Origin of the sequence: Thermosynechococcus sp. (assembly GCF_025999095.1) — a bacterium.
In the GTDB taxonomy this organism is placed as follows: domain Bacteria; phylum Cyanobacteriota; class Cyanobacteriia; order Thermosynechococcales; family Thermosynechococcaceae; genus Thermosynechococcus.
On sequence record NZ_AP024678.1, the window covers coordinates 303,418 to 328,584 of the forward strand.

General features: G+C 53.0%; 25 protein-coding genes. 16 read left to right on the plus strand and 9 right to left on the minus strand.

Going from position 1 to position 25,167, the window contains the following annotated elements; all coding sequences use genetic code 11:
* Nucleotide 1: 1 nt before the first annotated feature.
* Both Q0W94_RS01505 and Q0W94_RS01510 read right to left on the minus strand, forming a co-directional pair.
* A complete protein-coding gene (locus tag Q0W94_RS01505; RefSeq protein WP_297760143.1) occupies nucleotides 2-1,444 on the minus strand; it encodes a deoxyribodipyrimidine photo-lyase, 8-HDF type in 1,443 nt (480 codons plus the stop codon).
* 42 nt (nucleotides 1,445-1,486) lie between these two features.
* Nucleotides 1,487-1,804 carry a hypothetical protein gene (locus Q0W94_RS01510; RefSeq protein ID WP_297760145.1) on the minus strand — a complete coding sequence of 106 codons (318 nt, stop codon included), beginning with the start codon at nucleotides 1,802-1,804 and terminating at the stop codon, nucleotides 1,487-1,489.
* 141 nt (nucleotides 1,805-1,945) lie between these two features.
* Between Q0W94_RS01510 and Q0W94_RS01515 the strand changes: the two genes are divergently transcribed.
* The 12 genes from Q0W94_RS01515 to Q0W94_RS01570 all read left to right on the plus strand — a co-directional run bounded on the left by Q0W94_RS01515 (nucleotide 1,946) and on the right by Q0W94_RS01570 (nucleotide 14,311).
* A complete protein-coding gene (locus Q0W94_RS01515; RefSeq protein ID WP_297760147.1) occupies nucleotides 1,946-2,359 on the plus strand; it encodes an STAS domain-containing protein in 414 nt (137 codons plus the stop codon).
* 51 nt (nucleotides 2,360-2,410) lie between these two features.
* Entirely contained in the window at nucleotides 2,411-2,866 is a 456-nt protein-coding gene (locus Q0W94_RS01520) for a Mini-ribonuclease 3 (protein WP_297760149.1), read from the plus strand.
* 138 nt (nucleotides 2,867-3,004) lie between these two features.
* Nucleotides 3,005-3,352: an ATP synthase subunit I gene (locus tag Q0W94_RS01525; protein ID WP_297760151.1), complete on the plus strand. Its 348-nt coding sequence runs from the start codon at nucleotides 3,005-3,007 to the stop codon at nucleotides 3,350-3,352.
* Between the two features lie 44 nt (nucleotides 3,353-3,396).
* Nucleotides 3,397-4,152, plus strand: coding sequence for a F0F1 ATP synthase subunit A (gene atpB / locus Q0W94_RS01530; protein WP_297760154.1), 756 nt, complete (start codon nucleotides 3,397-3,399; stop codon nucleotides 4,150-4,152).
* Nucleotides 4,153-4,235: 83 nt separating this feature from the next.
* Nucleotides 4,236-4,484, plus strand: coding sequence for an ATP synthase F0 subunit C (gene atpE, locus Q0W94_RS01535; RefSeq protein WP_009767951.1), 249 nt, complete (start codon nucleotides 4,236-4,238; stop codon nucleotides 4,482-4,484).
* Nucleotides 4,485-4,544: 60 nt separating this feature from the next.
* On the plus strand, nucleotides 4,545-4,961 hold the full coding sequence (locus tag Q0W94_RS01540; RefSeq protein WP_297760161.1) for a F0F1 ATP synthase subunit B': 417 nt from the start codon (nucleotides 4,545-4,547) through the stop codon (nucleotides 4,959-4,961).
* Nucleotides 4,962-4,972: 11 nt separating this feature from the next.
* Nucleotides 4,973-5,503, plus strand: coding sequence for a F0F1 ATP synthase subunit B (locus tag Q0W94_RS01545; RefSeq protein WP_297760164.1), 531 nt, complete (start codon nucleotides 4,973-4,975; stop codon nucleotides 5,501-5,503).
* Nucleotides 5,500-6,057: an ATP synthase F1 subunit delta gene (atpH, locus tag Q0W94_RS01550; protein ID WP_297760167.1), complete on the plus strand. Its 558-nt coding sequence runs from the start codon at nucleotides 5,500-5,502 to the stop codon at nucleotides 6,055-6,057. Before Q0W94_RS01545 ends, atpH begins: the two co-directional genes overlap by 4 nt.
* Nucleotides 6,058-6,098: 41 nt before the next feature.
* Nucleotides 6,099-7,610 (plus strand): F0F1 ATP synthase subunit alpha, encoded by a 1,512-nt coding sequence (atpA, locus tag Q0W94_RS01555; RefSeq protein ID WP_297760170.1) that lies wholly within the window; start codon nucleotides 6,099-6,101, stop codon nucleotides 7,608-7,610.
* Between the two features lie 239 nt (nucleotides 7,611-7,849).
* The gene (locus Q0W94_RS01560) at nucleotides 7,850-10,381 is read left to right on the plus strand and encodes a mannose-1-phosphate guanyltransferase (protein ID WP_297760173.1); all 2,532 of its coding nucleotides are present in this window, start codon (nucleotides 7,850-7,852) and stop codon (nucleotides 10,379-10,381) included.
* 46 nt (nucleotides 10,382-10,427) lie between these two features.
* Complete coding sequence (nblS, locus tag Q0W94_RS01565; protein ID WP_315863145.1) at nucleotides 10,428-12,386, plus strand: two-component system sensor histidine kinase NblS; 1,959 nt, start codon at nucleotides 10,428-10,430, stop codon at nucleotides 12,384-12,386.
* Nucleotides 12,387-12,643: 257 nt separating this feature from the next.
* Nucleotides 12,644-14,311: a ShlB/FhaC/HecB family hemolysin secretion/activation protein gene (locus tag Q0W94_RS01570; protein ID WP_297760176.1), complete on the plus strand. Its 1,668-nt coding sequence runs from the start codon at nucleotides 12,644-12,646 to the stop codon at nucleotides 14,309-14,311.
* Here the strand turns inward: Q0W94_RS01570 and trpA are convergent.
* Complete coding sequence (gene trpA, locus Q0W94_RS01575) at nucleotides 14,308-15,102, minus strand: tryptophan synthase subunit alpha (protein ID WP_315863146.1); 795 nt, start codon at nucleotides 15,100-15,102, stop codon at nucleotides 14,308-14,310. The genes Q0W94_RS01570 and trpA overlap by 4 nt on opposite strands.
* Nucleotides 15,103-15,215: 113 nt before the next feature.
* Between trpA and Q0W94_RS01580 the strand changes: the two genes are divergently transcribed.
* Nucleotides 15,216-16,481: a putative peptidoglycan glycosyltransferase FtsW gene (locus Q0W94_RS01580; protein WP_297760182.1), complete on the plus strand. Its 1,266-nt coding sequence runs from the start codon at nucleotides 15,216-15,218 to the stop codon at nucleotides 16,479-16,481.
* Here the strand turns inward: Q0W94_RS01580 and Q0W94_RS01585 are convergent.
* The 3 genes from Q0W94_RS01585 to Q0W94_RS01595 form a co-directional block, all read right to left on the minus strand.
* Complete coding sequence (locus Q0W94_RS01585) at nucleotides 16,478-18,358, minus strand: PhoX family phosphatase (protein ID WP_297760185.1); 1,881 nt, start codon at nucleotides 18,356-18,358, stop codon at nucleotides 16,478-16,480. The two genes, Q0W94_RS01580 and Q0W94_RS01585, sit on opposite strands and share 4 nt — an antisense overlap.
* Before the next feature lie 100 nt (nucleotides 18,359-18,458).
* On the minus strand, nucleotides 18,459-20,054 hold the full coding sequence (locus Q0W94_RS01590; RefSeq protein ID WP_297760188.1) for an ABC transporter ATP-binding protein: 1,596 nt from the start codon (nucleotides 20,052-20,054) through the stop codon (nucleotides 18,459-18,461).
* Nucleotides 20,055-20,067: 13 nt separating this feature from the next.
* Nucleotides 20,068-20,886 carry a photosystem II manganese-stabilizing polypeptide gene (locus Q0W94_RS01595; RefSeq protein WP_024125094.1) on the minus strand — a complete coding sequence of 273 codons (819 nt, stop codon included), beginning with the start codon at nucleotides 20,884-20,886 and terminating at the stop codon, nucleotides 20,068-20,070.
* A 247-nt stretch (nucleotides 20,887-21,133) separates the two neighbouring features.
* On the opposite strand from Q0W94_RS01595, the gene Q0W94_RS01600 reads away from it, so the two are divergent.
* The 3 genes from Q0W94_RS01600 to Q0W94_RS01610 all read left to right on the plus strand — a co-directional run bounded on the left by Q0W94_RS01600 (nucleotide 21,134) and on the right by Q0W94_RS01610 (nucleotide 23,544).
* A complete protein-coding gene (locus Q0W94_RS01600) occupies nucleotides 21,134-21,631 on the plus strand; it encodes a hypothetical protein (protein ID WP_297760191.1) in 498 nt (165 codons plus the stop codon).
* 79 nt (nucleotides 21,632-21,710) lie between these two features.
* Entirely contained in the window at nucleotides 21,711-23,258 is a 1,548-nt protein-coding gene (locus Q0W94_RS01605) for a serine/threonine-protein kinase (protein WP_297760194.1), read from the plus strand.
* Between the two features lie 115 nt (nucleotides 23,259-23,373).
* The gene (locus tag Q0W94_RS01610; RefSeq protein WP_011056299.1) at nucleotides 23,374-23,544 is read left to right on the plus strand and encodes a chlorophyll a/b-binding protein; all 171 of its coding nucleotides are present in this window, start codon (nucleotides 23,374-23,376) and stop codon (nucleotides 23,542-23,544) included.
* 227 nt (nucleotides 23,545-23,771) lie between these two features.
* On the opposite strand, the gene ndhM is transcribed toward Q0W94_RS01610, so the two are convergent.
* The 3 genes from ndhM to Q0W94_RS12250 all read right to left on the minus strand — a co-directional run bounded on the left by ndhM (nucleotide 23,772) and on the right by Q0W94_RS12250 (nucleotide 25,035).
* Nucleotides 23,772-24,107: a photosynthetic/respiratory NAD(P)H-quinone oxidoreductase subunit M gene (gene ndhM, locus Q0W94_RS01615; RefSeq protein ID WP_297760197.1), complete on the minus strand. Its 336-nt coding sequence runs from the start codon at nucleotides 24,105-24,107 to the stop codon at nucleotides 23,772-23,774.
* 373 nt (nucleotides 24,108-24,480) lie between these two features.
* Nucleotides 24,481-24,648, minus strand: a complete 168-nt coding sequence (locus Q0W94_RS01620; protein WP_297760200.1) for a hypothetical protein — start codon at nucleotides 24,646-24,648, stop codon at nucleotides 24,481-24,483.
* 192 nt (nucleotides 24,649-24,840) lie between these two features.
* Nucleotides 24,841-25,035, minus strand: a complete 195-nt coding sequence (locus tag Q0W94_RS12250) for an ATP-binding protein (RefSeq protein WP_315863148.1) — start codon at nucleotides 25,033-25,035, stop codon at nucleotides 24,841-24,843.
* Between the last annotated feature and the right edge of the window lie 132 nt (nucleotides 25,036-25,167).

Below are 25,167 nucleotides of genomic sequence, written 5' to 3' on the forward strand. Positions count from 1 at the left end.
TTTATTCTTGAGGCATTGGTGAACGAAAATGCTCTTGATAGAGCTGCTTAAATCGCCGCTGTTGCTGCCTGTGATCCACAATCGGCAAAGGATAACCACAGCGATGTCGCTCTAAGGGGGAAATATTGCCCGTCACTAAATCTGTAGTGTCGAGCGATCGCACTTCTGGAAGCCAACGCCGAATATATTCTGCTTCCGGGTCAAATTTTTGCGCCTGACTGGCGGGGTTAAAAATCCGCAGGGGTTTTGGGTCCATGCCACTGGAAGCACTCCACTGCCAACCGCCATTATTGGCTGCCAAGTCCCCATCAATGAGTTTCTGCATAAAGTAGCGCTCACCCCACTGGGGATTGATGATCAAATCCTTGGTGAGGAAACTGGCCACAATCATACGGCAGCGGTTGTGCATCCAGCCTGTTTCATTGAGTTGCCGCATGGCAGCATCCACAATTGGGTAACCCGTGGAACCTTCACACCAAGCCGCAAAGTGTGCTTCGTTATTCAGCCAAGGGAAGGTGGCAAATCCTTCGCGATGGGGACGCTCCGCCAACTGGGGAAACCAGTAGAGGGCGTGCTGATAAAACTCCCGCCAAGCCAATTCCTGCTGCCACGTGCGAATACTCCTTTGTGCCTCTTCACTGCGGGCTGCGGCCATAGCAGCCTGAGTGGCTGCCCAAACACGGCGAATCCCAATGACACCGAACTTGAGGGCAGGGCTTAAGAGGGAGGTTCCGGGCTGCGCCGGATAGTGGCGCTGCTCCCCATAGTCTTGAATGTGCTGGTCAATAAATGTCTCCAGTTGTGCTTGGGCAGCGGCTTCACCGGGAGCAAGGATCAGTTCCCCTGACCAATGAAATCCCAAGTCCTTAGCGGTGGGCAGACAAATTGCCCCCAAGGTGCGCGCCGTTGCCTGTTCTATTTCAGTGAGGGGTTCGAGGGAGTTGGGGGTAGAGACAGGCTCTGGTTTAGCTAGGCTTGACCAGTTGCGCCAAAAGGGGGAATAGACGGTGTAGGGCTGTCCCTGTTTAGTTTGTATGGCCTCTGGGGGATGCAGGAGTTGATCCCAAGCGGTTTCCACGGCGATACCTTTTTCTTTGAGGGCAGCAGCCACTGCGCGATCGCGCCCCCGTCCATAGGGTTCCACATCCTCATGCCAGTGCACCGCCACTGCCCCTAAACCACTGGCCACTTGGGGCAAAATTTGACGCGGGTCACCACGAAAAATCAAAAAGCTCCCCCCAAGTCGCTGATAGGCCTCCTGCAGAGCCTGTAGGCAACCAACAAGGTAGGCTACCCGCACTGCGGCAATGTCTGAGGCACTGAGAATCGCGGGGTCAAAACAGAAAAGACCAACCACTTTGGGGGTACGGGTGTAGGCAGCAGCCAAACCCAGGTTGTCAGTGAGGCGCAGATCGCGACGATGCCAAAACAGGCGTAGGCTCATGGTCAGTGAATCCTAAAAACAGGATTAAACATCCTAGAAAATCTAGAAAATAGCGCCGATGCAGGCGTTGGTTGCGGCCTTAAGTTCTGGAGGTTCATTATCGGCGGTCATTTGCTGAAATTGCCCATAGGTCATTTTTTCTTGGAGGCGGTTAATGAGGCAAGTGCAGTAGCGATCGCCGCGATCGCGAAAACCGGGAGGAGCTTGCGCCGCAAATTTGGCTTGACACTCCTGCATAAAGACTGCGATCGCCTCTGGGGGATAAGTCGTCGCTGGTGTTTGTTGGGCAAGGAGCGGCAAACACAGCGCACCAAGGGCGTTAATGCTCACAAAAGCAACTAATAGTTTGGCAAGAGCCATGGCGGCAACCCCTGCAAGTAATCACTAAGCCAATTCTGGCAAACCGCTTCCTGTTGTCGCTGCTCCTTCAAAGTTTTGTTGAGTTGCGGATCAAGCCATAGACAAGAATGCTACCTTTTCCTATACTTGTGTTCTATCGTTTTGCGTGTCCAGTCATCGGCAAAGGAGGCTCTCATTTCTGAACCACTTGCCCTCACCCAAAGCCTAAGGGGAACCCGTGAGATTCGCGATAACTATCAAGTGTTTCGCCTGACGGGTCTCATTGATGCGTTTTCTGAGTCGGCCTTTCGCAAGGTGATTAGTAAGTGTTTTGACGATGGGCCTGCCAACATTATCTTAGATCTTTCAAAAATTGAATTTATTGACAGCTCTGGCCTTGGCATCCTAGTCCAACTGGCCAAAAAAGCCCAGGAGCGGCAGGGGCAACTACAAATTGTCACCAACCCTCGCGTCACCCAAACCGTTAAACTGGTTCGCCTAGAAAATTTCTTGTCTCTTCAGCCAGATCTGGCGACGGCGATCGCCAAAATCAGTGGCGAATCCCCCTCCCAATAAAGCTGTGCTGGGCGTGGTAAAACCAAGGAGGGGTGCCCATATTGAACAATCATGCTTGACTTTGGTGAACTGTTACCCCTGCAACCACCCAAGATTCCCGCCCATCAACTGCCTCCAGCGGCTTTGGCCTACTTTGGCGATGCCGTTTATGAGCTTTTTATCCGCTGGCTCTTTTTAACCCCTCCCCAACGCATCAATACCTACCACCGCCAGGTGGTGGCCCATGTTCGTGCCGAAAGTCAAGCCCGCTATATGGACTTCCTTTGGCAGCATTGCACCGAAACCGAACGCGCTATTTTTCGTCAGGGTCGCAATGCGGCTACCGATGGCCCAAAACGAGTCGCTGCAAAAATTTACCGCCAGGCCACTGGCTTTGAAGCCTTACTGGGATACCTCTACCTCAGCAATCCGCAACGCCTACAGGAGATTTTTCAACTGCTTGAGGGACATATTCGCAATCAAATGAACGGCAGCATAGAGATAACCGAATCCCGTAATGAAATGTAACCCCTGCGTGATAGGATGCTTAGTGGCCAGTTCAAGGCATCCTCAAACGCTCCCGATTCCGCTGTGACCGTTCCCGATTCTGCTTCAGCATCCTCTGCGCCATCAACTGTTGCCAGCTCCCCAAAGAAGGGCGGCTCGATGGCGGAGTTTTATCAACTCTGTCGTGAATTATTCGCGACAAGCCTAGTGCTGATGGCAATCGCCTTTGGAGCGGTTTGGCTGATTTACGGCCTCAACACAGCACTCAATTATCTCCTGGGAGCAAGTGCTAGCCTAATTTATCTGCGGCTCCTTGCGCGTAATGTGGAGCGCTTGGGGAAAGACCAAAAAAAGCTGGGGAAAACACAGCTCCTTGTCGCCGTGGTTGTGATCATTCTCGCCGCCCGTTGGCAAGAGCTACACATTATTCCGGTGTTTTTGGGGTTCTTAACCTACAAAGCGGCAATTCTAGTCTACATGTTGCGTACGGTCTTGCCGTCGCCTTGACGCTGGCTCACTGTAGTGCTTAAACAATCGAGCGCGGAGGCCTGATGCCTTTGATACACCTTTGGACAGCTCTTCCCCTTGCCAAGCTGGAAGTGGGACATCACTTCTACTGGTACATTGGCAATCTAAAAGTCCACGGCCAAGTCTTCATTACCACTTGGTTTGTGATGGGAATTCTCATTGCGGTAGCCTTTGCGGCCTCGCGGAACATTCAACGGGTGCCCAGTGGTATTCAAAATCTGATGGAATATGCCCTGGAATTTATCCGCGACTTGACCAAAAGCCAAATGGGTGAGCACGAGTACCGAGCTTGGGTTCCCTTTGTGGGAACACTGTTCCTGTTTATTTTTGTGTGTAACTGGTCAGGCGCACTGGTACCGTGGAAGCTCATTGAATTGCCGGAAGGGGAGCTAGCAGCACCCACCAATGACATCAATACCACCGTGGCCTTGGCGCTGCTGGTCTCCTTGGCCTATTTCTATGCCGGGCTTCGCAAGCGGGGGCTGAAGTATTTCACCAAGTACATCGAGCCAACGCCGGTATTACTGCCCATTGCCATCTTGGAAGACTTCACAAAACCCCTTTCCCTGAGCTTCCGTCTGTTTGGCAACATCTTGGCAGACGAACTGGTGGTGAGTGTCTTGGTGTTGCTGGTACCCTTGTTTGTCCCCTTGCCGGTGATGGTTTTGGGCCTGTTTACCAGTGCCATTCAGGCTCTTGTGTTTGCGACCCTTGCCGCCACCTACATTGGGGAAGCAATGGAGGGTCATGGGGGTGATCACGAAGCGGCCCACTCCTAAAAACTCCTAAAGAGGGTACATACCCTGCTATTGTTATCTCTGGAAATTTTGTTTCTTCTTACTACGTTTCGAGGAAATTAACTATGGATCCCTTAGTCGCTTCTGCTTCTGTTTTGGCTGCTGCTCTGGCAATTGGTTTAGCATCGCTCGGGCCCGGAATTGGTCAAGGAAATGCCTCTGGTCAAGCCGTGGAGGGGATTGCGCGGCAACCGGAAGCAGAAGGTAAAATTCGCGGTACCTTGCTGCTGACACTGGCATTCATGGAGTCTTTGACCATCTACGGTCTAGTGATTGCGCTAGTGCTCCTGTTTGCTAATCCCTTTGCATCCTAATTAATTTTGGGGGGAAGGCTGGCATGAGCTTTCCCCTAATCCCCCATTCTGGAGAGGCCAATGTTTGATTTTGATGCCACCCTACCCCTGATGGCTGTGCAATTCTTGATCTTGACCGTCATTTTGAATGCGCTGCTGTACAAGCCCTTGGGTCAGGCGTTGGACAACCGGGACGAGTATATTCGCACCAATCTTCAACAGGCCAAGGAGCAGTTGCAACAGGCCACTGAGCTGGCTCAACAATATGAGCAGGAGTTGGCCAGTACCCGTCGCCAAGCCCAAGCCCTGATTGAAGAGGCGAGAGCTGAGGCCCAAAAAATAGCCACCGCCGAAATTGCCGCCGCCCAGCGGGCCGTGCAAGCAGAGTTACTCAAGATGCAAGCAGAGCTAGACCAGCAAAAGCAGGCAACACTACAGGCGCTGGCGGGCCAAGTTGCCAGTTTGAGTGAGCAGTTATTAGCGAAGTTACTGGCCTAGGAGTGTGGGTCATGGACGCAGTATTTTTATTGGCAACGGAAGAGGTGGGGCATTTTGGCATTAACACCAATTTGCTCGAAACTAATGTGATCAACCTTGCCATCGTGATTGGGGTATTGGTGTATTTTGGTCGAGGCGTACTTGGCAAAACCTTGGGCGATCGCCAGAAACAAATTGCCACAGCCATTGCTGAGGCAGAAGAACGCCAGAAAGTGGCGGCAGCCCGCCTCGCCGAAGCCCAGCAAAAACTGACTCAGGCTAAACAGGAGGCACAACGGATTCGCGAGGATGCTCTTGCCCGTGCAAAGGCTGCCAAGGAAGAAATCATTGCCCAAGCCAAGCGGGAAATTGAGCGCTTGAAGGAAACTGCTTCCCAAGATACCAGTGCTGCCACTGAGCGGGCGATCGCCGAAATTCGTGAGCGGATTGCTGCTATGGCGCTGGCAGAGGCAGAAAACCAACTGAAAGCACGGTTGAGCCAAAATCCAGACCTTCAGCGCACCCTTGTTGATCGCAGTATTGCCCTACTAGGAGGCAAATGATGCAGACCACCGTTCGTGGTGAAGTTGTTGAACCCTATGCCGAGGCACTGCTGTCGTTGGCGCAAACCCACAACCTCATTGATCAGTTTCAGCAGGACACGCAATTGATTTTGGAACTGCTTGCCAGTTCCAGTGAACTGCAACAGTTTCTCGCAAATCCCCTGATTAAGCCTGAGGCCAAAAAGAATGTGCTGCGGCAGTTGACAGTGGATAAGGTGCACGGCTATTTCCTCAACTTCCTAATGTTGCTCGTGGATCGGCGGCGAATTAACTTTCTCGGTTCCATTTGTGAGCAGTACCGTGCCCTTGTGCGCAAACTCCGCAATGTGACCTTGGCGGAAGTGACCAGTGCCGTCGAACTCAATGACGATCAACGCCGTGCAGTGGTCGAAAAGGTCAAAACCATGACCGGTGCTGCCGATGTAGAGCTTGTCACTGCCTGTGATCCTGAACTGATTGGTGGCGTGGTCATTAAAGTTGGCTCCCAAATCTTTGATGCCAGCCTGCGGGGTCAACTCCGCCGCCTCAGTGTCACCTTGGCGCAAGCCGCCTAACATCTTCTTTGTAAACTGTTCAACCCTTGAGAGCGACTTCTATGGTAAGTATCCGACCCGACGAAATCAGTAGCATTATTCGCCAGCAAATCGAGCAGTACGAACAGTCGATCAAAGTCGATAATGTCGGTACTGTCTTGCAGGTGGGCGATGGGATTGCCCGTGTCTATGGCCTCGACAAGGTGATGGCCTCCGAATTGGTGGAATTTGAAGATGGCACCGTGGGGATTGCCCTCAACCTCGAAGAGGATAATGTGGGGGTGGTGCTGATGGGCGATGGCCTTGGTATCGAAGAAGGCAGTACTGTGCGTGCTACTGGGAAAATTGCCTCGATTCCCGTGGGTGAAGCGGCCATTGGTCGGGTTGTGGATGCGCTGATGCGCCCCATTGATGGCAAAGGGGAGATCCACACAACGCAAACCCGCCTGATTGAATCCCCCGCACCCGGTATTGTCCAGCGCAAATCTGTGTGTGAGCCGTTGCAAACGGGCATTACCGCCATTGACGCCATGATTCCCATTGGTCGCGGTCAGCGGGAACTGATCATTGGCGATCGCCAGACAGGGAAAACGGCTGTTGCCATTGACACGATCTTGAACCAAAAGGGCCAAGACGTGATTTGCGTCTATGTGGCCATTGGTCAAAAAGCCTCCAGTGTTGCCCAAGTGGTGAACGTGCTGCGGGAGCGGGGGGCGCTGGAGTACACGATTGTAATTGCCGCCAACGCCAGTGATCCAGCGGCTTTGCAATATCTTGCCCCCTACACCGGGGCCACGATTGCTGAGTACTTCATGTACCAAGGTAAGCACACCCTCGTTGTCTATGACGACCTCTCCAAACAGGCTCAAGCCTATCGGCAAATGTCGCTACTCCTGCGCCGTCCTCCCGGCCGCGAAGCCTATCCTGGGGATGTGTTCTACTTGCACTCCCGCTTGCTAGAGCGGGCGGCCAAGCTCAACGATGCCCTTGGTGGTGGCAGCATGACAGCACTGCCGGTGGTTGAAACCCAAGCCGGTGACGTGTCTGCCTACATTCCCACCAACGTCATCTCCATTACCGACGGTCAAATCTTCCTTTCCTCTGACCTCTTCAACGCTGGCTTGCGTCCTGCCATCAACGCGGGGATTTCCGTGTCGCGGGTGGGTTCCGCTGCTCAAATCAAAGCCATGAAGCAGGTGGCCGGGAAACTGAAGCTGGAGTTGGCGCAATTTGATGAACTGCAGGCCTTTGCCCAGTTTGCCTCCGACTTGGATAAAGCCACCCAAAACCAACTGGCCCGGGGTCAGCGCCTGCGGGAAATCCTCAAGCAGCCTCAATATTCGCCCATTCCTGTGGAGTACCAAGTGGCAACCATCTATGCGGGTACCAATGGCTACCTTGACGATATTCCGGTTGAGGCAGTGGCCAAGTTTGTTGCCGGTCTGCGCGATTACCTGCACACCAATAAGCCAGAATACGGTGAGATTATCCGCACCACCCAAAAACTGGATGAAAAGGCTGAAGCTCTGCTGAAGGAGGCGATCGCTGAGTACAAAGCTGCCTTTAGTGCCTAAGCATTACCTTACTTAGATCAAGATCAACAGATCAAGATCAACAAATCAACAATGACTTGAACCTGCCCTCCACCAAGGGTAGGTTTTTTTGTCAATAGCCAATGTGGCGCTAGCTGGTAGCGGGTTAGAGAAAAAGGAGTATCAAAAATCATTGCAGTTTCGTTAATGAGGACCCCTTAGCTTTGTATTCTCTCTTACACTGAGGATCCGCGGACAAACCTTTATCAAGGAGTTCTGTAGTGCGTGTCGTTGTCATGGCCGGTGGGAGTGGCACTCGCCTACGCCCCCTCACCTGCGATCTACCCAAACCCATGGTGCCGGTGGTCAATCGTCCCATTGCCGAGCATATTCTCAATCTCCTGCGCCGCCATAGCCTTGATGATGTGGTCATGACATTGCACTATCTCCCCGATATCGTGCGGGACTATTTTGGCGATGGGAATGAGTTTGGGGTGCACCTGAGCTACGTCGTTGAAGAAGAGCAGCCCCTGGGCACGGCAGGGTCAGTGAAAAACATTGTCAATTTGCTCACAGATCCATTTTTGGTGGTCAGTGGCGATAGCATTACCGATGTTGATTTAACCGATGCCCTGCGTTTTCACCAGCAGCACGATGCTCCTGTCACCCTGATCCTTGCCCGTGTGCCTCAGCCAAAGGAGTTTGGGATTGTCTTTACCGATAGCGATGGCCGCGTGCGGCGGTTTCTCGAGAAGCCCTCAGCGGGGGAAGTCTTTACGGATACAGTCAATACGGGCATCTACATCCTCAGCCCCACAGTTATGGATTACCTCAATGGCGGCATTGAGCGGGATTTTTCGCGGGATTTGTTCCCATTGCTGTTGCAGGCGGATGTGCCGATGTATGGCTATACCACCGATGCCTACTGGTGCGATGTCGGCAGTCTCCAAACCTATCAACAGGTGCAACAGGATGCCCTCTATGGCCGAGTGCACTTGGAAATTCAGGGGCACGAAGTTCAGCCGCAAATTTGGGTAGGCCACAATACCCCCTTGCCGCAAACGGTTCAGCTACAGGCGCCGCTCGTCTTGGGCAATAACTGCCGCTTTGGTGCGGGGGTCACCCTTGGGGCGGGCACGGTCTTGGGGGATAACGTGATTATTGGCAATGGCAGTCGGTTGCGTTCAGTGGTGGCTTGGAATGGCTGCTTTATTGGGGATGACAGTGAATTGGAGCATTGCATCTTAGCTCGCTATGTCCATGTTGATCGCCATGTGAGACTACAGGAAGGGGTGATTATTGGCAGTCGCTGTGTGGTGGGGGAGGAAGCCAGTCTGAGTCAGGGAGTGCGGCTCTGGCCAGGAAAACGTATTGAAGCGGGTGCAATTGTCAATGAAAGTCTGATCTGGGGCACAACAGGGCAGCGCTATCTCTTTGGGCAGCGAGGAGTGGCCGGCGTGGCTAATGTGGACATTACACCGGAGTTTGCCGTGCGGCTGGCGGCAGCCTATGCCTCAATTCTTGAGCCCGGAACCAGTGTGCTCGTGTCGCGGGATCAGCGCAATGTATCGCGGATGGTGTCCCATGCCCTGATGTCGGGTTTGATGTCGGTGGGGATTCAGGTTCTCAATTTGGAGGCGATCGCCCTGCCGATTGCCCGCTTCGCTGCCCAAACCCTTTCAGTCAGCGGCGGGATCCATGTGCGCGCCCATCCCGATCGCGCCGATCAGCTTTTGATTGAGTTTTTTGACCACAAAGGCATCAACCTCAGTAGAGCCAAAGAGCGGCAAATCGAAACCGCCTACTTCCGCGAAGAGATTCGCCGTGCCCTACTGATGGATGTCGGTGTCATGACCCACCCCAACAACTGCGTGGCCGCCTATGCCCAAGGCTTTGAAAAGTGGCTGAATACGCAACTGTTTTATGGTAGCCCCGCCAAAATTGTTATTGACTATGCCTATGCCGTTTCTGGGGTTGTCTTGCCCCAGATCCTCAGTAAGTTTGGCTGCGATGCCGTTGTTCTCAATGCCACCCTCCACCCAACTCCCCTAAATATTCTGGAGCGACAGCGACTCCTGCGGGAACTGGGACAGGTGGTGACAGCCCTTTCTGCAAGTTTAGGAGTGCAAGTCTCCGCCAATGGCGAACGGTTGACCTTGGTGGACAATGCCGGTCAGGTTTTCAGTGATCAAGAACTCACGGCCTTGATGACCTACTTGACCCTCTTGACTCATCCGGGGGGCACCATCGTGGTGCCGGTCACAACCTCTAGCGCCGTGGAGGCGATCGCCCGCCAGCAGGGAGGACACATTATCCGCAGTCGTACCAAGCCGACTGATCTCATGGAAGCCTGCCAACACCACAGTGGCGTTGTCCTAGGGGGGTCCGCAGAAACCGGTTTCATCTTCCCGCAACTGCATCCGGGATTTGATGCCATGTTTACGATCGCCACACTGCTCGAACTGCTGGCACTGATTGGCAAGCCCCTCACAGTCATACGCCAAGAACTGCCCCGCGTCCACTACTATCACCGCCCGATTCGCTGTCCTTGGCTTGCCAAAGGGTCATTGATGCGCCACTTAGTGGAAACCCATCCCCGCAACCATTTAAGTCTCATTGACGGCGTCAAAATTGGTGAACCCAACACTGACCATTGGGTACTGATTCTGCCCGATGCCAGTGAGCCATTGGTACACCTCTACGTGAATAGTCCTGACGCCCCTTGGAGTGAGCAGATGCTGCAACGCTATAGCCGCCGCATTGAAGAGTTTGCCCGCTTGGAACCTCTCTCAGATGCCACAATAAAGATGTAACCCAAATCCCGTAGAATCAGGGAAAATTTTTGGTACGTTAGGCACAATCGTGATTTTAAAAACGGAGAAAACCCAAGGGAGCTGGAGCGATAAATTGCGGGGAATTGCCCGTTGGTGGTCAGAATTCAAGATTCAAACCCGCCTCATGGCCACAGCAACCCTCGTGGTCTCCATCATCATGAGTGGCCTCACCTTCTGGGCGGTGAACACGATTCAAACCAATGCCCACCTCAATGACACCCGCTATGGTCGCGATTTAGGGTTACTCCTAGCCGCTGATGTGGCGCCCCTGGTGGCCAAAGGGGATACCGCCGCTGTTGCTGAATTTTCCCGTAAATTCTATGAGCGCAGTGCCAGTATTCGCTACATCCTCTATGCGGATCCCGACGGGGAAATTTACTATGGCCTGCCCTACTCTGCCCCCCAAGTGGAAAGTGCCCTGACATTGCGCCGCCGTATTCAACTGCCAGAGACCTACCGTGCTAGCCAAGAACCCCTCGTGCGCCAACACCAAACCCCCAATGGTCTAGTTGCCGATGTCTTTGTTCCCCTAACCTTTAATGGCGAAAACTTAGGGGTTGTTGCCCTGGGGATTAACCCGAACCCAACATTTATTGCCTCTGCCAATCTCACGCGGGATCTCACGATCGCTGTCTTTGTCTCCCTCTGGATCATGGTGATCTTGGGGGGGGTCTTCAACGCCCTCACCATTACCCAACCCATTAAAGAATTGGTGCAGGGGGTGAAAAACATTGCAGCGGGGAATTTTAAGCAACGCATTAACCTGCCCTTTGGCGGTGAACTGGGGGAGTTGATCACCAGCTTTAATGACATGGCTGAGCGCCTCGCCTCCTACGAGGCCCAAAACATTGAAGAACTCCAAGCCGAGAAAGCCAAACTAGACACCTTGGTGTCCACCATTGCTGATGGAGCAATTCTCTTAGATACCGACATGCGGATTATTCTTGTCAACCCCACAGCGCAGCGTCTTTTCAATTGGGAGGGGATGAACGTCATTGGCCAAAATGCCCTGGACTGCTTTCCAGCACCGGTGTGCGAAAAACTCACCTGTCCCCTTTACAAAGCCTCCCGCGGAGAGTCAGAAGGGGGAGAATTTCGGGTAACGCTGCAAGAACCTAGCTCGCGCTCAGTACGGATTCTGCTGACAACGGTTATGGATGTGCAGCGGGAAAAGCCCAAAGGCATTGCGATTACAATTCAGGACATTACCCGGGAAGTGGAACTCAACGAAGCCAAAGCACAATTGATTAGCAATGTTTCCCATGAGTTGCGTACACCTCTATTCAATATCAAATCAATCATCGAAACGATTCAAGAGTACGGCAGCAGCCTCAGTGAAAAAGAGCAACAGGAATTCCTAGAAACCGCTAACCACGAGACCGATCGCCTGACGCGCCTTGTCAATGATTTTCTCGATATTTCCCGCCTCGAATCGGGTCGCCCCTATCAGTTTGGCTCCGTACAGATGGCGCAGGTGATTGATCAGATCATGCGCACCTACCAACTCAATGCGGCCAATAAGTCCATTACCCTAACTGCCGAGGTGGAAACCCCCCTGCCACCGGTTTGGGGCAACTATGATCTGCTCATTGGTGCCCTCACTAACTTGGTGGGCAATGCCTTGAAGTTTACACCCGAAAATGGACGGGTAACAATTCGTGCCTATGTCTGGCATCCCCCTAGCGATCCAGAGCAGGAACGCGTGCGCATTGAAGTGGCCGACACGGGTATGGGGATTGCCCCAGAGGATCAACCCCGTGTTTTTGAGCGCTTTTTCCGCGTCGAGAATCGCGTGCATACCCTAGAGGGGACGGGGCTGGGGCTGGCCATTGTCCAAGATATTATCCACAAGCACAATACGCAAATTCATTTAATTAGTGAATTGGGGGTCGGTAGTACCTTTTGGTTTGATTTGGCCATTGATGAATCTGCCCTCGTTGATAACCCCGACAGCACTGCTGAAACGGCGCTTCCGCCCGCTTGAAACAGGTTGATAGGGGGATGGGGAGCGGATCGCTCCGAGTTGCCAACAACAACAAATCATCCGCTAAAATCTGAAGGCAGAAATCAATAACTCCTCACGCCGGTGGCTGTTTGGGCTTGGCCCTGAGGAAAAACATACAGGTTTTTGCATTTATTTTCATCTAAATCTAAAGCTCACTATTAAATATTGGAGTTGAGGAAGTGAAAACAAACTTCTTGAGAGCCGTTGCTATTCTCTCTATTTTCAGCAGCGCGTCAGTGGCGTTACCAGCGTTAGGGATTCCGATTACCACCCCCACCCAACAGGATATTCAGCCAGCCCTACCGGAGGCATCCCCTCTGCCAGCCACCCCGCCGCCAGTTCTTGAACCACCCCCCTCACTCCCTAGTCCACCCCCGGCGTCAGAAACTGTTTTAATACCTGTACAAAAAATTATTGTTGAAGGCAGTACTATCTTTGGTGCAGCGGAATTTGATCCAATTATCAAGCCCCTCGAAGGGCGACAGGTAACGCTTGCGGAGCTACAGAGAGCCACCGATGCCATTACAAAACTCTATCTAGACAGGGGCTATTTGACCTCACGCGCCGTTTTGAACGAGCAGATAGCACGGGATGGGGTAATCAGGATTCAAGTTCTTGAAGGCCGCCTACAGGATATTCGTATTGAAGGGAATAAAGGGATTATCCAGCGCTATATTCGCAGCCGGATTGCCCTTGGTGCAGGTGTGCCCCTCAACTCCAATCGCCTTGAAGAGCAGTTGCGTCTGTTGCGAACGGATCCCCTTTTTGCCAATCTCTCTGCGAGTTTGCGACCCGGCACGACACCCCAGGAGAGTATTTTGGTGGTGCGGGTGGTACCTGCCCGTTGGTTGAATGCGGCTTTTGGTTTGGATAACAATACACCGCCAGCGATCGCCCCCCATCGGGCCACGGCCTTTTTGGGATACAACAACCTCAGTGGTCGCGGCGATAGCGTCTATGGCTCCTACGCCATCGGTAACAATCTCGGCACCTTTGATTGGGGAGCATCCAACACTGTGGAGTTTGGCTACAGCCTCCCCCTCAATGCCATGAATGGTACCCTCACCATTCGCACGCTGCAAGCGGATAGCGAAATTACCCGCCCCCCCGCCCTTGCGGCCTTGAATATTCGCAGTGAGTCTTCTATTTACCAAGCCAGTTTTCGCCAACCCGTGATTCGCAATATCCGCGAGGAACTGGCCTTTGGCATTGGCTTCCTGATGCAGTCCGGGCAAACGTTTGTGGCGGGAGTGCCAGCCCCCATTTCCGCCGGGGCTGATGCTTCCGGCTACAGTGCTTCCCGTGTGCTAGAGTTCACCCAAGAATATATTCGCCGCGACACCCAAGGGGCATGGGTCTTGCGCTCGCAGTTTAACGTTGGCCTGCCTATTTTGGGGGCCACAGCAAATCCCAGTCCGATACCGGATGGCACCTTTTTTAGCTGGCTAGGACAAGGGCAGCGGCAGCAACGCCTTTGGGCAGACAATTTTTTGATTTTACGCACCGATGTTCAACTCAGTCCCAGCAATCTCCTGCCCTTCCACCAATTTGTGATTGGGGGGCCGCTGTCGGTGCGCGGCTACTCAACCAACGCGCTCGCTGGGGATAATGGCCTGCGGTTTTCGGGGGAAGCCCGCTTCCCAGTGCTGCGGACTACCAATCGTCGCCCGATTATTTCCCTTGGGCCGCTGTTTGATCTGGGGGTAGTCTGGAACAATAGCAGCAATCCAGCGGGTCCCGTTGCCAACAATGTCATTGCCGGTCTCGGCTTGGGACTCTTGGTACAGCCCACCCGAAACCTAGATCTGCAGTTTCAATATGCAGCACCATTAATTGATCTGCCGGGGCAAACCCGTAGTTTGCAGTCCGATGGCATTTACTTTTCCTTGACGGTGCGTCCCTAGGGCGTATCGAGGGCGGTGCGGAGTGACTGACAAAACTCAGCAACAGCGGCAACCCCCTGACCCGGTTCTGCCAGACGTTTAACAAAGGCACTGCCGACAATGGCGGCATCGGCGCCCCAATCCCGTACCTGGCGGGCATGCTCTGGACTGGCAATGCCAAACCCGACACCAATGGGCTTGGGGGTGATCTGCCGTAGGGTGCGCAAGAGTTCCTGAACGCGGCTGGCCATTTCTTGACGCATGCCAGTGACGCCAGTGGTGCTGACAAGGTAAATAAATCCCTGGGAAGCGGTGGCGATCGCCTGCATCCGTTCGGGCGAGGTGGTGGGCGCAATCAACAGGGTCAATTCCAAGCCCAAATTGGCGGTCTCTGCAAGAACCGGTTCCGCCTCCTCAAGGGGCAAATCAGGAATCACTAACCCCTTGATCCCGGCTTGGGCAACTGCTTTGAGAAATGAAGAGACCCCCCGATGGTAGACGGGATTGTAGTAGGTAAAGAGAATGAGCGGCGCCTTCAGTTGCCGGTGCCAGTCCGTTGTCATTTCTAAGACTGCCTCAAGGCGGGTTCCCCGTTGCAGAGCGCGGGTGGCGGCTGCCTGAATTATCGGGCCATCGGCCAAGGGATCCGAATAGGGCATCCCCAGTTCAATGACATCGGCCCCATGGTCATCGAGGGCCTTGAGGGCAGCACCTGTAGTTTCTAAATCCGGGTCGCCGGCAGTCAAAAAGGGGATGAGGGCGCAGCGATGGCGAGCACGACATTGCTCAAAGCGTTCAGAAATAGTGGGCACAGTCACGGGCAGTGGCTCTCAAAGATGCATCATAATTGTGCCAGATTAGATACAGCCCTTTTCTAGAATATGAGATACCTATAGTGGCAGGTGCCAGTGAGGGTCATCCAAGCGTGAGTTGGTGGCGTTTTCTCCCCTTTGGCGATTGCCGACGGGCCAGCGAAGCAGTTGGCGACCTGCGGCAGTGGAGGCTGGAAGCACGATTGCTCCACTGGTTGACCCTTGTATGGATTGGTCTTGGTTTAGTCGTTCTCTTTTCCGCCAGTTTTCCCGTGGGCTTGGCTGAAACAGGGGATGGGCTGTACTACTTTACGCGCCAGTTACTGTGGCTTGCCCTTGGCTGGGCAGGGTTTCAACTGTTTTTACGGTTACCCTTGCGGCGATCGCTCCAGATGGCCATTCCGGGCTTCTTTTTGTTTTTGCTACTCATCTGGGCAACGCGACTCCCGGGGGTCGGGACAACGGTGATGGGCGCCACCCGCTGGATTAGTATTGGCCCCTTTCAACTCCAGCCCTCGGAGATGATGAAGCCTTTTTTAGTCCTGCAAGCTGCTTGGGTGTTTAGCGCTTGGCGGCGGCTACACCTGAAGGCGCGCTGGTTTTGGTTAACGGCCTTTGCCCTGACACTCTTGGGGATTTTAATTCAACCGAACCTCAGTACCACCGCCCTCTGTGGCATTACGTTGTGGCTAATTGCCCTCGGGGCAGGTTTGCCTTTGGCACCCCTGCTGTTGACGGCCATGAGTGGCTTGGGCTTAGCGGTTCTCAGCATCAGCATTAATGATTACCAACGGCGGCGGGTCATGTCCTTCCTGAACCCTTGGGCGGATGCGATGGGGGATGGCTACCAGCTAGTACAGAGTCTATTGGCAGTGGCCTCAGGGGGCGTTTTGGGTGCCGGGTATGGCTTTTCCCAGCAAAAGCTCTCCTACTTACCGATTCAGCACACCGACTTTATTTTTGCGGTTTATGCCGAAGAAACAGGGTTGGTGGGCTGTCTGCTGCTGTTGGCACTGTTGGTGGCCTATGGTTGGCTGGGAATGCGAGTGGTAAATCGGGCGCGGGATTCCCTGATCCAGCTCACTGCCTTGGGGGCAACGGTGATGATGCTCCTCCAAGCCCTGATTAATATCGGTGTAGCGATTGGTCTGTTGCCAACAACGGGATTACCCTTTCCCTTCTTTAGCTATGGGGGGAGCTCAATGATGGCCAGTATGGCGATCGCTGGCCTGTTGATTCGCTGTGCCCGTGAAGGGCAGCAGGCAGAGGTGATGGCCTTCCCCGGTGCGACAAACGCTCACTCCAGAACCTCCAGAAGCACCCGCCGCCGTGCGGTTGCCGTGGTCCCCCTGCGTCCCAAAGGAATCAATAAACCCTAGGCTGACACTTCACGGCCATCTTGACGCCACACGGCAATGACCGAAGGGCGCGGCACGACGACTTGGTCACCATAGGGCCAGCGCGTTGGTAGATCCGCTGTGGACTTTGCCCCTTCCCCTGGATGTTGAATAGCACAGAAGAAGGTTTTGTAGTCACTGCTAAACTCCGGCCCACAAACTTCACAGCCAGGCACAGCAGAGAGAAACATCTTCAGTTCGCGGCGCCCTGGGCTGAGGACATAAACGCCATCATTTTTGCCGAGGCGACTTGATGCCCCGTTGCCATCCGTAGCAATCCAGACATTGCCAGCGCGGTCAAAAGTAAAATTGTCGGGTGCGGAGATGGCAGGCACCTTAGTGTTGGTGGGTCGGCCATAAAGCACTAACTGACGGCTTGTCTCTGGGGCGGTGGGGTCGCCGCAGAGCAAGGGCAACGCCCACCGGAACTGCAAGGCAGCCGGATTATTTCCCTGCTCCACAATCTCAATCACATGGCCCATTGCGTTTTCGGGGCGAGGATTGGCGCGATCGCTGTCCTTACGCTTTTCGTTGTATGTCAAGGCAAGCCAGACACTTTTAGTGACAGGATTCCATTCAAAATCTTCTGGCCGATCCATTTTTGTTGCCCCAAGGGCATCGGCTGCCCCCCGTGTATTGATAAAGCACAGCGCCGGCTCCTTTTGAAAGATATCAGGCAAACTGGGATTTGGCATAATTTTGTTATCGCTGACACGGGCAATTAGGCGCCATTCACCCGTCAGATCGTCGTTAAACCGCGCAACGTAGAGATCGCCTTGATCCAACAGGTTCAAGTTGGCGGCACGGTTGTTGGCTCGGTACTTGCCCTTGGTAATGAATTTATAGGCATACTCAAAGCGTTCATCATCCCCCATGTAGACGACGACTCGTCCATCGGGGGCAATGACAGTTGTTGCAGCCTCATGGCGAAAGCGCCCTAGAGCGGTGCGTTTGATGGGCAAGCGAGTAGGATTGAGGGGATCCACTTCCACAACCCAGCCAAAGCGAAAGGCCTCATTGGGTTCCTTTTCAAGGTTGAAACGGTCTTCGTAGAAGTAAAAACCATAGCGATCGGCCCGCGGGCTGGGAAGGCCATAGCGCCGATGCAAGGTCTTCACCAGCTCTGTGAGGTTGCGATCGCTCCCCCCAAAATAGCTATGAAAATTTTCCTCACAGGTCAAGACTGTCCCCCAAGGGGTTTTGCCCGCTGCGCAGTTATTGAGGGTGCCGTTGACGCGCCGGCCGGTCGGATCAGCGGCCGTTTTCAGGAGGGGGTGCCCTTTGGCAGGGCCAGAAATTTCACAGGGGGTTGACCCCGTAATCCGATAGTTATAGGGAGAGGCGTTGACATACCGCCAGCCACCATTGGCGTTTTTGCTAATCTCAACAATTGAAAGGCCATGGGCTTCCCGCTGGAGGGCCGCTTGCCATTGACTCGGGCGATCGCCCACCCTTTCAAACATCAGTTCAGGGTTCGTGTACTCATGGTTAACCACTAGCAGATGTTTGCCGTTGGGTGTCCTCTGATACCCCACAAAATCACAGTTGTAGCCAAAGCAGTACCGTTGCCGCTGCACATCTGCTGCCCTAACTGTTTGATGAATGCGGTTCCAGTCTAGGTTTTCACCCCCATCGAGGGCATCCCCCCAGCGAATGACCACGCCATGCTCAAAGCCCGCCGGCAAGGTGATTTTGTCGTCTGCATTAGGGTAAATCGTTGAAAATCCTAGGGAGGTTGCAGCCACACCGACTTTAGGTAAGCTTGCAAGGGTCAAACCCGCAGCGCCAAAGAGGGCTGTTTTCAAAACAGCGCGGCGGCTCAAGGCACGGGATAACAGATCACCAAAATACTCGCCCATGGTTCGCTGAGAATTCCCTTACTTTAGGTCACATTTCATAGGTTAGGGAAACCTCAAAGAAATTAAGTTAGGTTGAGCCTAAGAAACGGCAAAAAAAGTGTTAAGACAAGGCAGCGGCTAGGAGTTTTTGCGTATAGGGATGCTGCGGGCAAGCAAAGAGTTGTGCCGTGGGGGCAAGCTCGACAATTTTGCCACGATACATTACCGCAACGCGATCGCAAAAGCGCCGGGCGATCGCCAGATCGTGGGTGATAAAGAGGTAGGTCAGTTGCAACTGTTCCTTTAACTCTTGCATCAGCGCCAGCACCTGGGCTTGAATATGGGCATCGAGCATACTCACCGGTTCATCACAGATCACCAGTTGCGGCTGGGTAATTAGGGCGCGGGCGATCGCCACCCGCTGGCGTTGTCCCCCCGATAGGGCATGGGGATAGCGATGAAGGTAGGCGGCCGCGGGGGTCAATTCCACCTGCACCAGCATCTCGCGCACCCGTTCCTGGGCAGCCCGTTTCCCCATCAGCCGATGAATGAGCAGTGGCTCCAGCAAATTTTGCTCCACGGTCATTTTGGGGTTCAGGCAGGCATGGGGGTCTTGGAAAATCATTTGCAGATCACGGCGGGTTCGGCGCAGTTGGGCCGCTGACAATTGAGTTAAATTGCGCCCCCAAAAGACCACTTCACCGGCATTGGCAGGAATCAGTTGCAGAATTAAGCGCGAAAGTGTACTTTTGCCACAGCCAGACTCACCAACAAGGCCAAGGGTTTCCCCGCGCCGCAGCGTTAGGTCAACGCCATCCACCGCCCGAATCGTGGTTTGCGGTTGTAACCATCCCCCCAAGCGGTAGTGCCGCTGTAAATTCTCAACCCGCAGCAGTTCCGGAGCAGTGTCCAAGGGTGGAGGCTGTGGAAAGGTGAGTTGGGTAGCTGCAAGTAAGGATTGGGTATAGGGGTGCTGTGGCCGTTGCAGCACTTGCTGAGCCGCTCCCAGTTCCACAATCTTGCCTTGGTGCATTACCGCCAGGCGATCGCAATATTTGGCCATGAGTGCCAGATCATGGGAAATGAGTAACAGCCCCCGCTGCTCCTGTTGGCACAGGCGTGTGAGTTCATCTAGAATTTCTGCGGCAACGGTTACATCCAGGGCCGTTGTTGGTTCATCGGCAATGAGGAGGGGTGGGTTCAATAGCAAGGCAAGGGCGATCGCCACCCGTTGACGCATCCCCCCACTCAACTCATGGGGATACTGATGGAGGCGATTGGCAGGAATTTTTACTCGATCCAACACCTCAATAACGCGCTGCCGCCGTTGGCGACGGCTCCAAGCAGACCAATGACTCCGCAATAGCTCATCGCAGTGGTCATAGACGCGCATGAGCGGATTGAGGCGCGTCATCGGATCCTGAAAGACCAAGCCAATTTGCTCACCTCGCAGCCGCCGCAATTGGGAAGCAGTCAGGCCCAAAAGGGATTGCCCCTGAAGTGCGATCTCGCCAAAAACCTGTGACCGCGGTGGCAATAACTGCAAAATGGCTTTAGCAATTGTGGATTTGCCGCAACCCGACTCCCCGACTAAGCCAAACCGCTCCCCTGCGGCTACACAAAAAGAAACACCATCCACCACGAGTGTTGCAGCAGATGATGTCTCTATTCCAGGGTAGGCGACCCGCAGTTCCCTGAGTTCTAAAAGAGTCGCCATGGACTTGTCGATCCTAGACAGGTTCGATGCGGGCGTAAAAGACCCCTTGAATTTTTACTTCATGGGGTTCGTGGGCACCCATATCATCATCGGAGAGTTGCTCACTTTCAAAGGTGCCAGCAATCTCACCGGTGCGGCCATCCACTTTCGCCACATTCAGAGAAATTTGACCCTTGGTGAGGGAGAAGCGTTTAACGTTGGCGCGAGCCAGTTCTTCTTCCTTTGCTTGGGGAAGGGCGATCGCCGAGTCATAACCAGAGGCCAAGCCCCGTCCTTTAGGATCGAGGAAGTTGGCGGTGCGGTAGGAAGGAACGTTGAATTCCCCCTTGAAATCCGTTGAAGTGGTGATACTGGTAACGTTGGGCTGAGTGCTCGCCACCAAGTTTTTCACCGTAAACAGCAGTGGGATGCGCTCACCACCGGGCATTTGCACTGTCACTGGTTGGAAATCAATCCCATCCTCTTCCACAAACGTCAGACTGCCATCGCTGTTGACCTTGAGTTCCCCCTGAATTTGATCCAAGCTCGTGGTTTCGCGGGTCACCAGTTTTGTGGGCACAAATTCGGCCTCTTGGCGTTTGTTCTTGGGCTCTTCCTTGACCAAAAATGTTGTCGGCTGCAGGCACAGTTGGGCAATGCGATAGGTTTGGGAGCTATCAATGGGATAGGCACCACGCGCCGTATCATCCAGGGTGGGGCACTTGTTGGCCAGACCTGTACCGACAATATCGTCATAGGTTAAAGTCTGTTTTGCAGCAAAAGCGGGGGCGCTCAAGGAAAAAATCCCTAGACATACCGCCAGCAGAGTCGCCATTAAAATGCGATATTTCATGGTTAACCTCAGAAGTCAAAGCATCTCAAAGCAATCAAAGTGTGGGAGATAACCCTGCGTAAGAGTCCAGTGAAGGCAGCCATGCAGCTACCTTATCAATCCATGATTATACGGAGGTTTGCGATCGCCTCAGAAAGGAAATTTTTGCAGATATTTTAATTTTACAAGAGCAAAAACTAATGAGCCACTCCTCTGCCACCGCAGCCGCAAAGTAAACTGGTGAAAAGTCAGGATCAGGAGTAAATTCATGGATGACAACGAGTTGTTTGCTGTTTTGGTTGCCGATGTTGTCAATGGTACTGAGAGCCTTGCCTCCAACCCCAACTATCGCATTGAGTCTGTCCTAGGGACTTTGCAACTGGTGGACAACCGAGCTGGCGTCATTGCCACAGGCAAAAGTGAAGGGGGTCAACCACAGATCATCGTCAAGCACTACTGCGACGCGTGGGAATCTTTGCGACAAGCATTGATCCAGGGTTCATTTTTTCCGGACCTTGCCTACAACAAAGCACAACTGGTGCCCCTTACCCGTGCCCCCATTCCCAAAGACTACCAGCTCTATGATTGTGCTGCCGGTGAGATGTGGCGCAGTTGGCGACGGAGGACAGTTGCTCATGTGCATATCTATACCGCGAGTCACTGGCGATCGGTGACGGAGATTTCCTGTAGTGGCGGTGTGGTCTTTATCCTTCTTCCTGATCTAGAGAAAGAGACAGAACCCAAAAATTCCAGAGATAATATTTAAGTAACCTAGGAGTAACAACCAAGCAACGTCAGCCTTACCTGCTTGCGATCTCGCCAGCCGCTTTCCCTCCGAAGCAACTATGTCAGAACCCCACCGCGACACCAACATCAGCCAAGTCCTCATGAACCGGTATCGGCTCACGGAGTTAATTGGTAAAGGCTCAATGGGGCGGGTCTATCGCGCAGAAGATATTCTGCTTGGGGGTGTTCCCGTTGCCGTTAAATTCCTGTCGCAAACCCTGCTCAACGATCGCATGAAAACCCGCTTTGCCCAAGAAGCGCGGGCGGGTGCTCTCCTTGGCCAGAAAACTATGCACGTGGTGCGGGTGCTCGACTACGGCATGAACAATGAGGAAATTCCCTTCTACGTCATGGAATTTTTAGAGGGGGAAAACCTCAGTGATTTGCTCCTAGAAGAACCCCTGCCTTTAAGCCGCTTTCTGCGCATTGCACGGCACATGTGCCTTGCTCTTCAGGTAGCCCATGAGGGAATTATCATCGAAGGTCAAAAATGCCCGATTATTCACCGTGACATCAAACCCAGTAATGTCCTTGTGATTCAGGATGGCACGATGGGGGAACTCGCCAAGCTATTAGATTTTGGAATTGCCAAATTTTTGGGGGATGTCTCTGAAAAGGGCCAAACCTCGTCGTTTATGGGCACTTTGGCCTACTGTTCGCCAGAACAAATTGAAGGGCGGGAATTGGATCACCGCTCTGATATCTACAGTCTGGGCATCACCATGTATGAGTTACTCACAGGCAAGATGCCCATTCAGGCGGAAAGCCACTCTATCGGTAGTTGGTTTAAGGCGCACCACTTTCAAAAGCCCATTCCCTTCAATGTGGCGAGTCCGGGGCTGCATCTTCCCCCTGCCCTGGAGGAACTGATCATGGCCTGTATGGCCAAATCCCCCAGTGATCGCCCCCAAGATGTTGCGGAAATTATCAAAGTTCTCACAGCCCTTGAGGAACAGTTTGGCAGTACTCGAGTCACCCAGCCGGGGGTAGAGGTTGCCGCCAAGGTATCTCAACCCTCAGAACGCCAATCTCAACCGCCTGTTGCCCTTGCAACGGTTGAGGAAGTCTGCTGGCAAAGTGTTTGGCCTGCGGATAAACCCGTAGCGGAAATTGTCTTTCCCATGCCCTTGTATGCGCAACGGGAATCAGCGGCGTCGCTGTGGGTGATGTTGCCTCGGTCCGAGATTGATCGGCGCATGCTTAATCTTCGCTACAACCAGTTTCTCTTCACCACCAGTCCCCACCCGATGATCCTCTGGATTACCGCTATTTATGATCCCAAGCAAGGTCCCCGCTGGTTGCCCTGCTATTTGGATATGAAACTGCCACGCAACCAAGAACTCTGCCTTTTGCTTTCAGAAACGGGTTATTACCCGCTGCTGTTTTTCTCCCTTGAGGATCCGCAACACTGCCTCAATGTCCGCATGTTTACGATCGCAACCTTCCAGCGGCAACTCCTACGGGACTGGCTGCAAACCAGTAAAAACTTACCCAGTTCAGCCCCAGCGGTTGTGAGCCGGAATCTCCTTAAGGCAGAATTTGAAAACTACAAGCCCCAAATCCTCGCCAAGCTAGAGAACGTGAAAATGGCGACAGTCATTGATTAGGGGTACCGCGATCGCTCTCTAGGGCAGCAATAGAGAAAAATATATTAAGAGTTGTTGCGGAATTGGTAAAGAATTGTTACAGTGAGGGTACAGGGTTCGATCAGGAGTCAAAACCATGGAAGATACCAAAACCATTAAAGCTGAAGACCGGAATGCATGGGTGTTTGGATTTACCCCCCAAGCTGAAATTTGGAACGGTCGCCTTGCCATGATTGGCTTTGTGGCGGCACTGCTCACAGAACTGATCACCAAACAAGGGGTGCTTCACTTCTGGGGTCTCCTCTAGACCTTAACTTTCTCCCAATTTTCAGCGGTCAAAGTGTCATTTTGAGGTCAGTAATGGCCTCTTTTTTTTGGCCAATTACGGTTTAACACCGCTTTTCCCCAAAGAGATCACACCGCCGAAACACAAGTACAGGATCGCTCCCCCTTTATGCATCCCAATGTTGAGAACAGTAGCGGGAAGCGCCGCTGTCAAAGCTTCAATGATTTCGCAATCGAGAGTTTGTGAATCTAGCCGTGATTTACGCGGGGAATCCCCAGACTATAGTTGCGCACACGACTATTGAGGTTGTAGCCAATTTCCCCCTGCATCAGTAAGGAGCGAATAAAGTGCTCCAAGTCTGAGCCAATGCGCCGCAAATTGTATTCCGTCAAGTCTTCCCCTGCAGCATTGGCCACCAATTCCTGAAACTTGGCTTCCACTTTCGCAAGGGCGGCTTCGTTCCACTCCAATTCGTTATCGGGATCCACATTCAGCGTCAGCGTTTCGGTATCAGGATGAACTTCACCATCTACCACATGGCCGGCATAGATGTGAACGTGGCGTGTTGTGGACTTCAGTAGCATGGCTAACCCAATGATGAGTGGACAGTAGTTCGTAAACGCCTTTACTATACCAAGAATCCTTTCAAGGAAAGTTTAGAAAAACTCATGCCTGAGCCCAAGAATCAGTAATGCAACTGAGCTGGTTTCTATGCTGCTTTTGGCTAGCGATCGCTAAACATAAAAGGGGCAATCGCCCCCGCTATCAATCCAGAGTTTCGGTGCCTGGCAAAATTTCCCATTTGCGGCTGGGGTGGGCTGGCTGATTCTTGCATCCCTGTCGTTGCTACAGGCGCCGCCGGCCACCCGCCCAAGGGGGAGGGCCACTGTGGCAATGAATGTTAATCACCTCACCATTGGCGCGAGTAATACTGAAGGCATCAAAATCACGTTTACCCTATTTGGCCACAACTGTAACGGTTTCGGTCGGCTGGGGATTGATTTGGTAAAACCAACGCGACTCCGCCTCCACAATCACTTGGCCAGTGCTGTTATCGAGGATGAATTGATTACCAACGACGCTGCGAACTGTGCCGCGAATGGTCATCCCCTGAAAGTTCGTCAAGTTGCGAATCGGTGTTGCCGACTAGGCAAGGCTCTCAGTTGTTGGCGGAAGAGCGACCTCCGTAATACCGACAAAGAGAGGAAAACCAAAGCTCCATAAACGTTTCATCACTATTTTTTCTAAATATCTTAGCTGATAACTCAGGGGACAAAAAATGACAGAAATATCATCAGAAATTATTCTTAAGAGAAGTCAATAAACACACTCGTTCCTTGACCCACACAACTTTGAATTTCTATGTTGTCCTTGATGGGCATCGAGAATTTGCTGGAGGATCCCTAGCCCCAAACCAAATCCCCGCGGTTGTTCCTGATCTCGGTAAATACCATAAAAGCGCTCGTATCCATGGGGAAGCGCCGCTTCTGGAATACCGCTCCCCCTATCCACGACAGCAATTTGAACATCGCGATCCGTCAATGTAGAGCAGAAGGCTGACAATTGGCCAGTTGTCCTTAGAGCCAAAAATAAAAGGTCACTTAATTTAATTAATTTAATAGATCCGCAATTTGTTTAGCCATT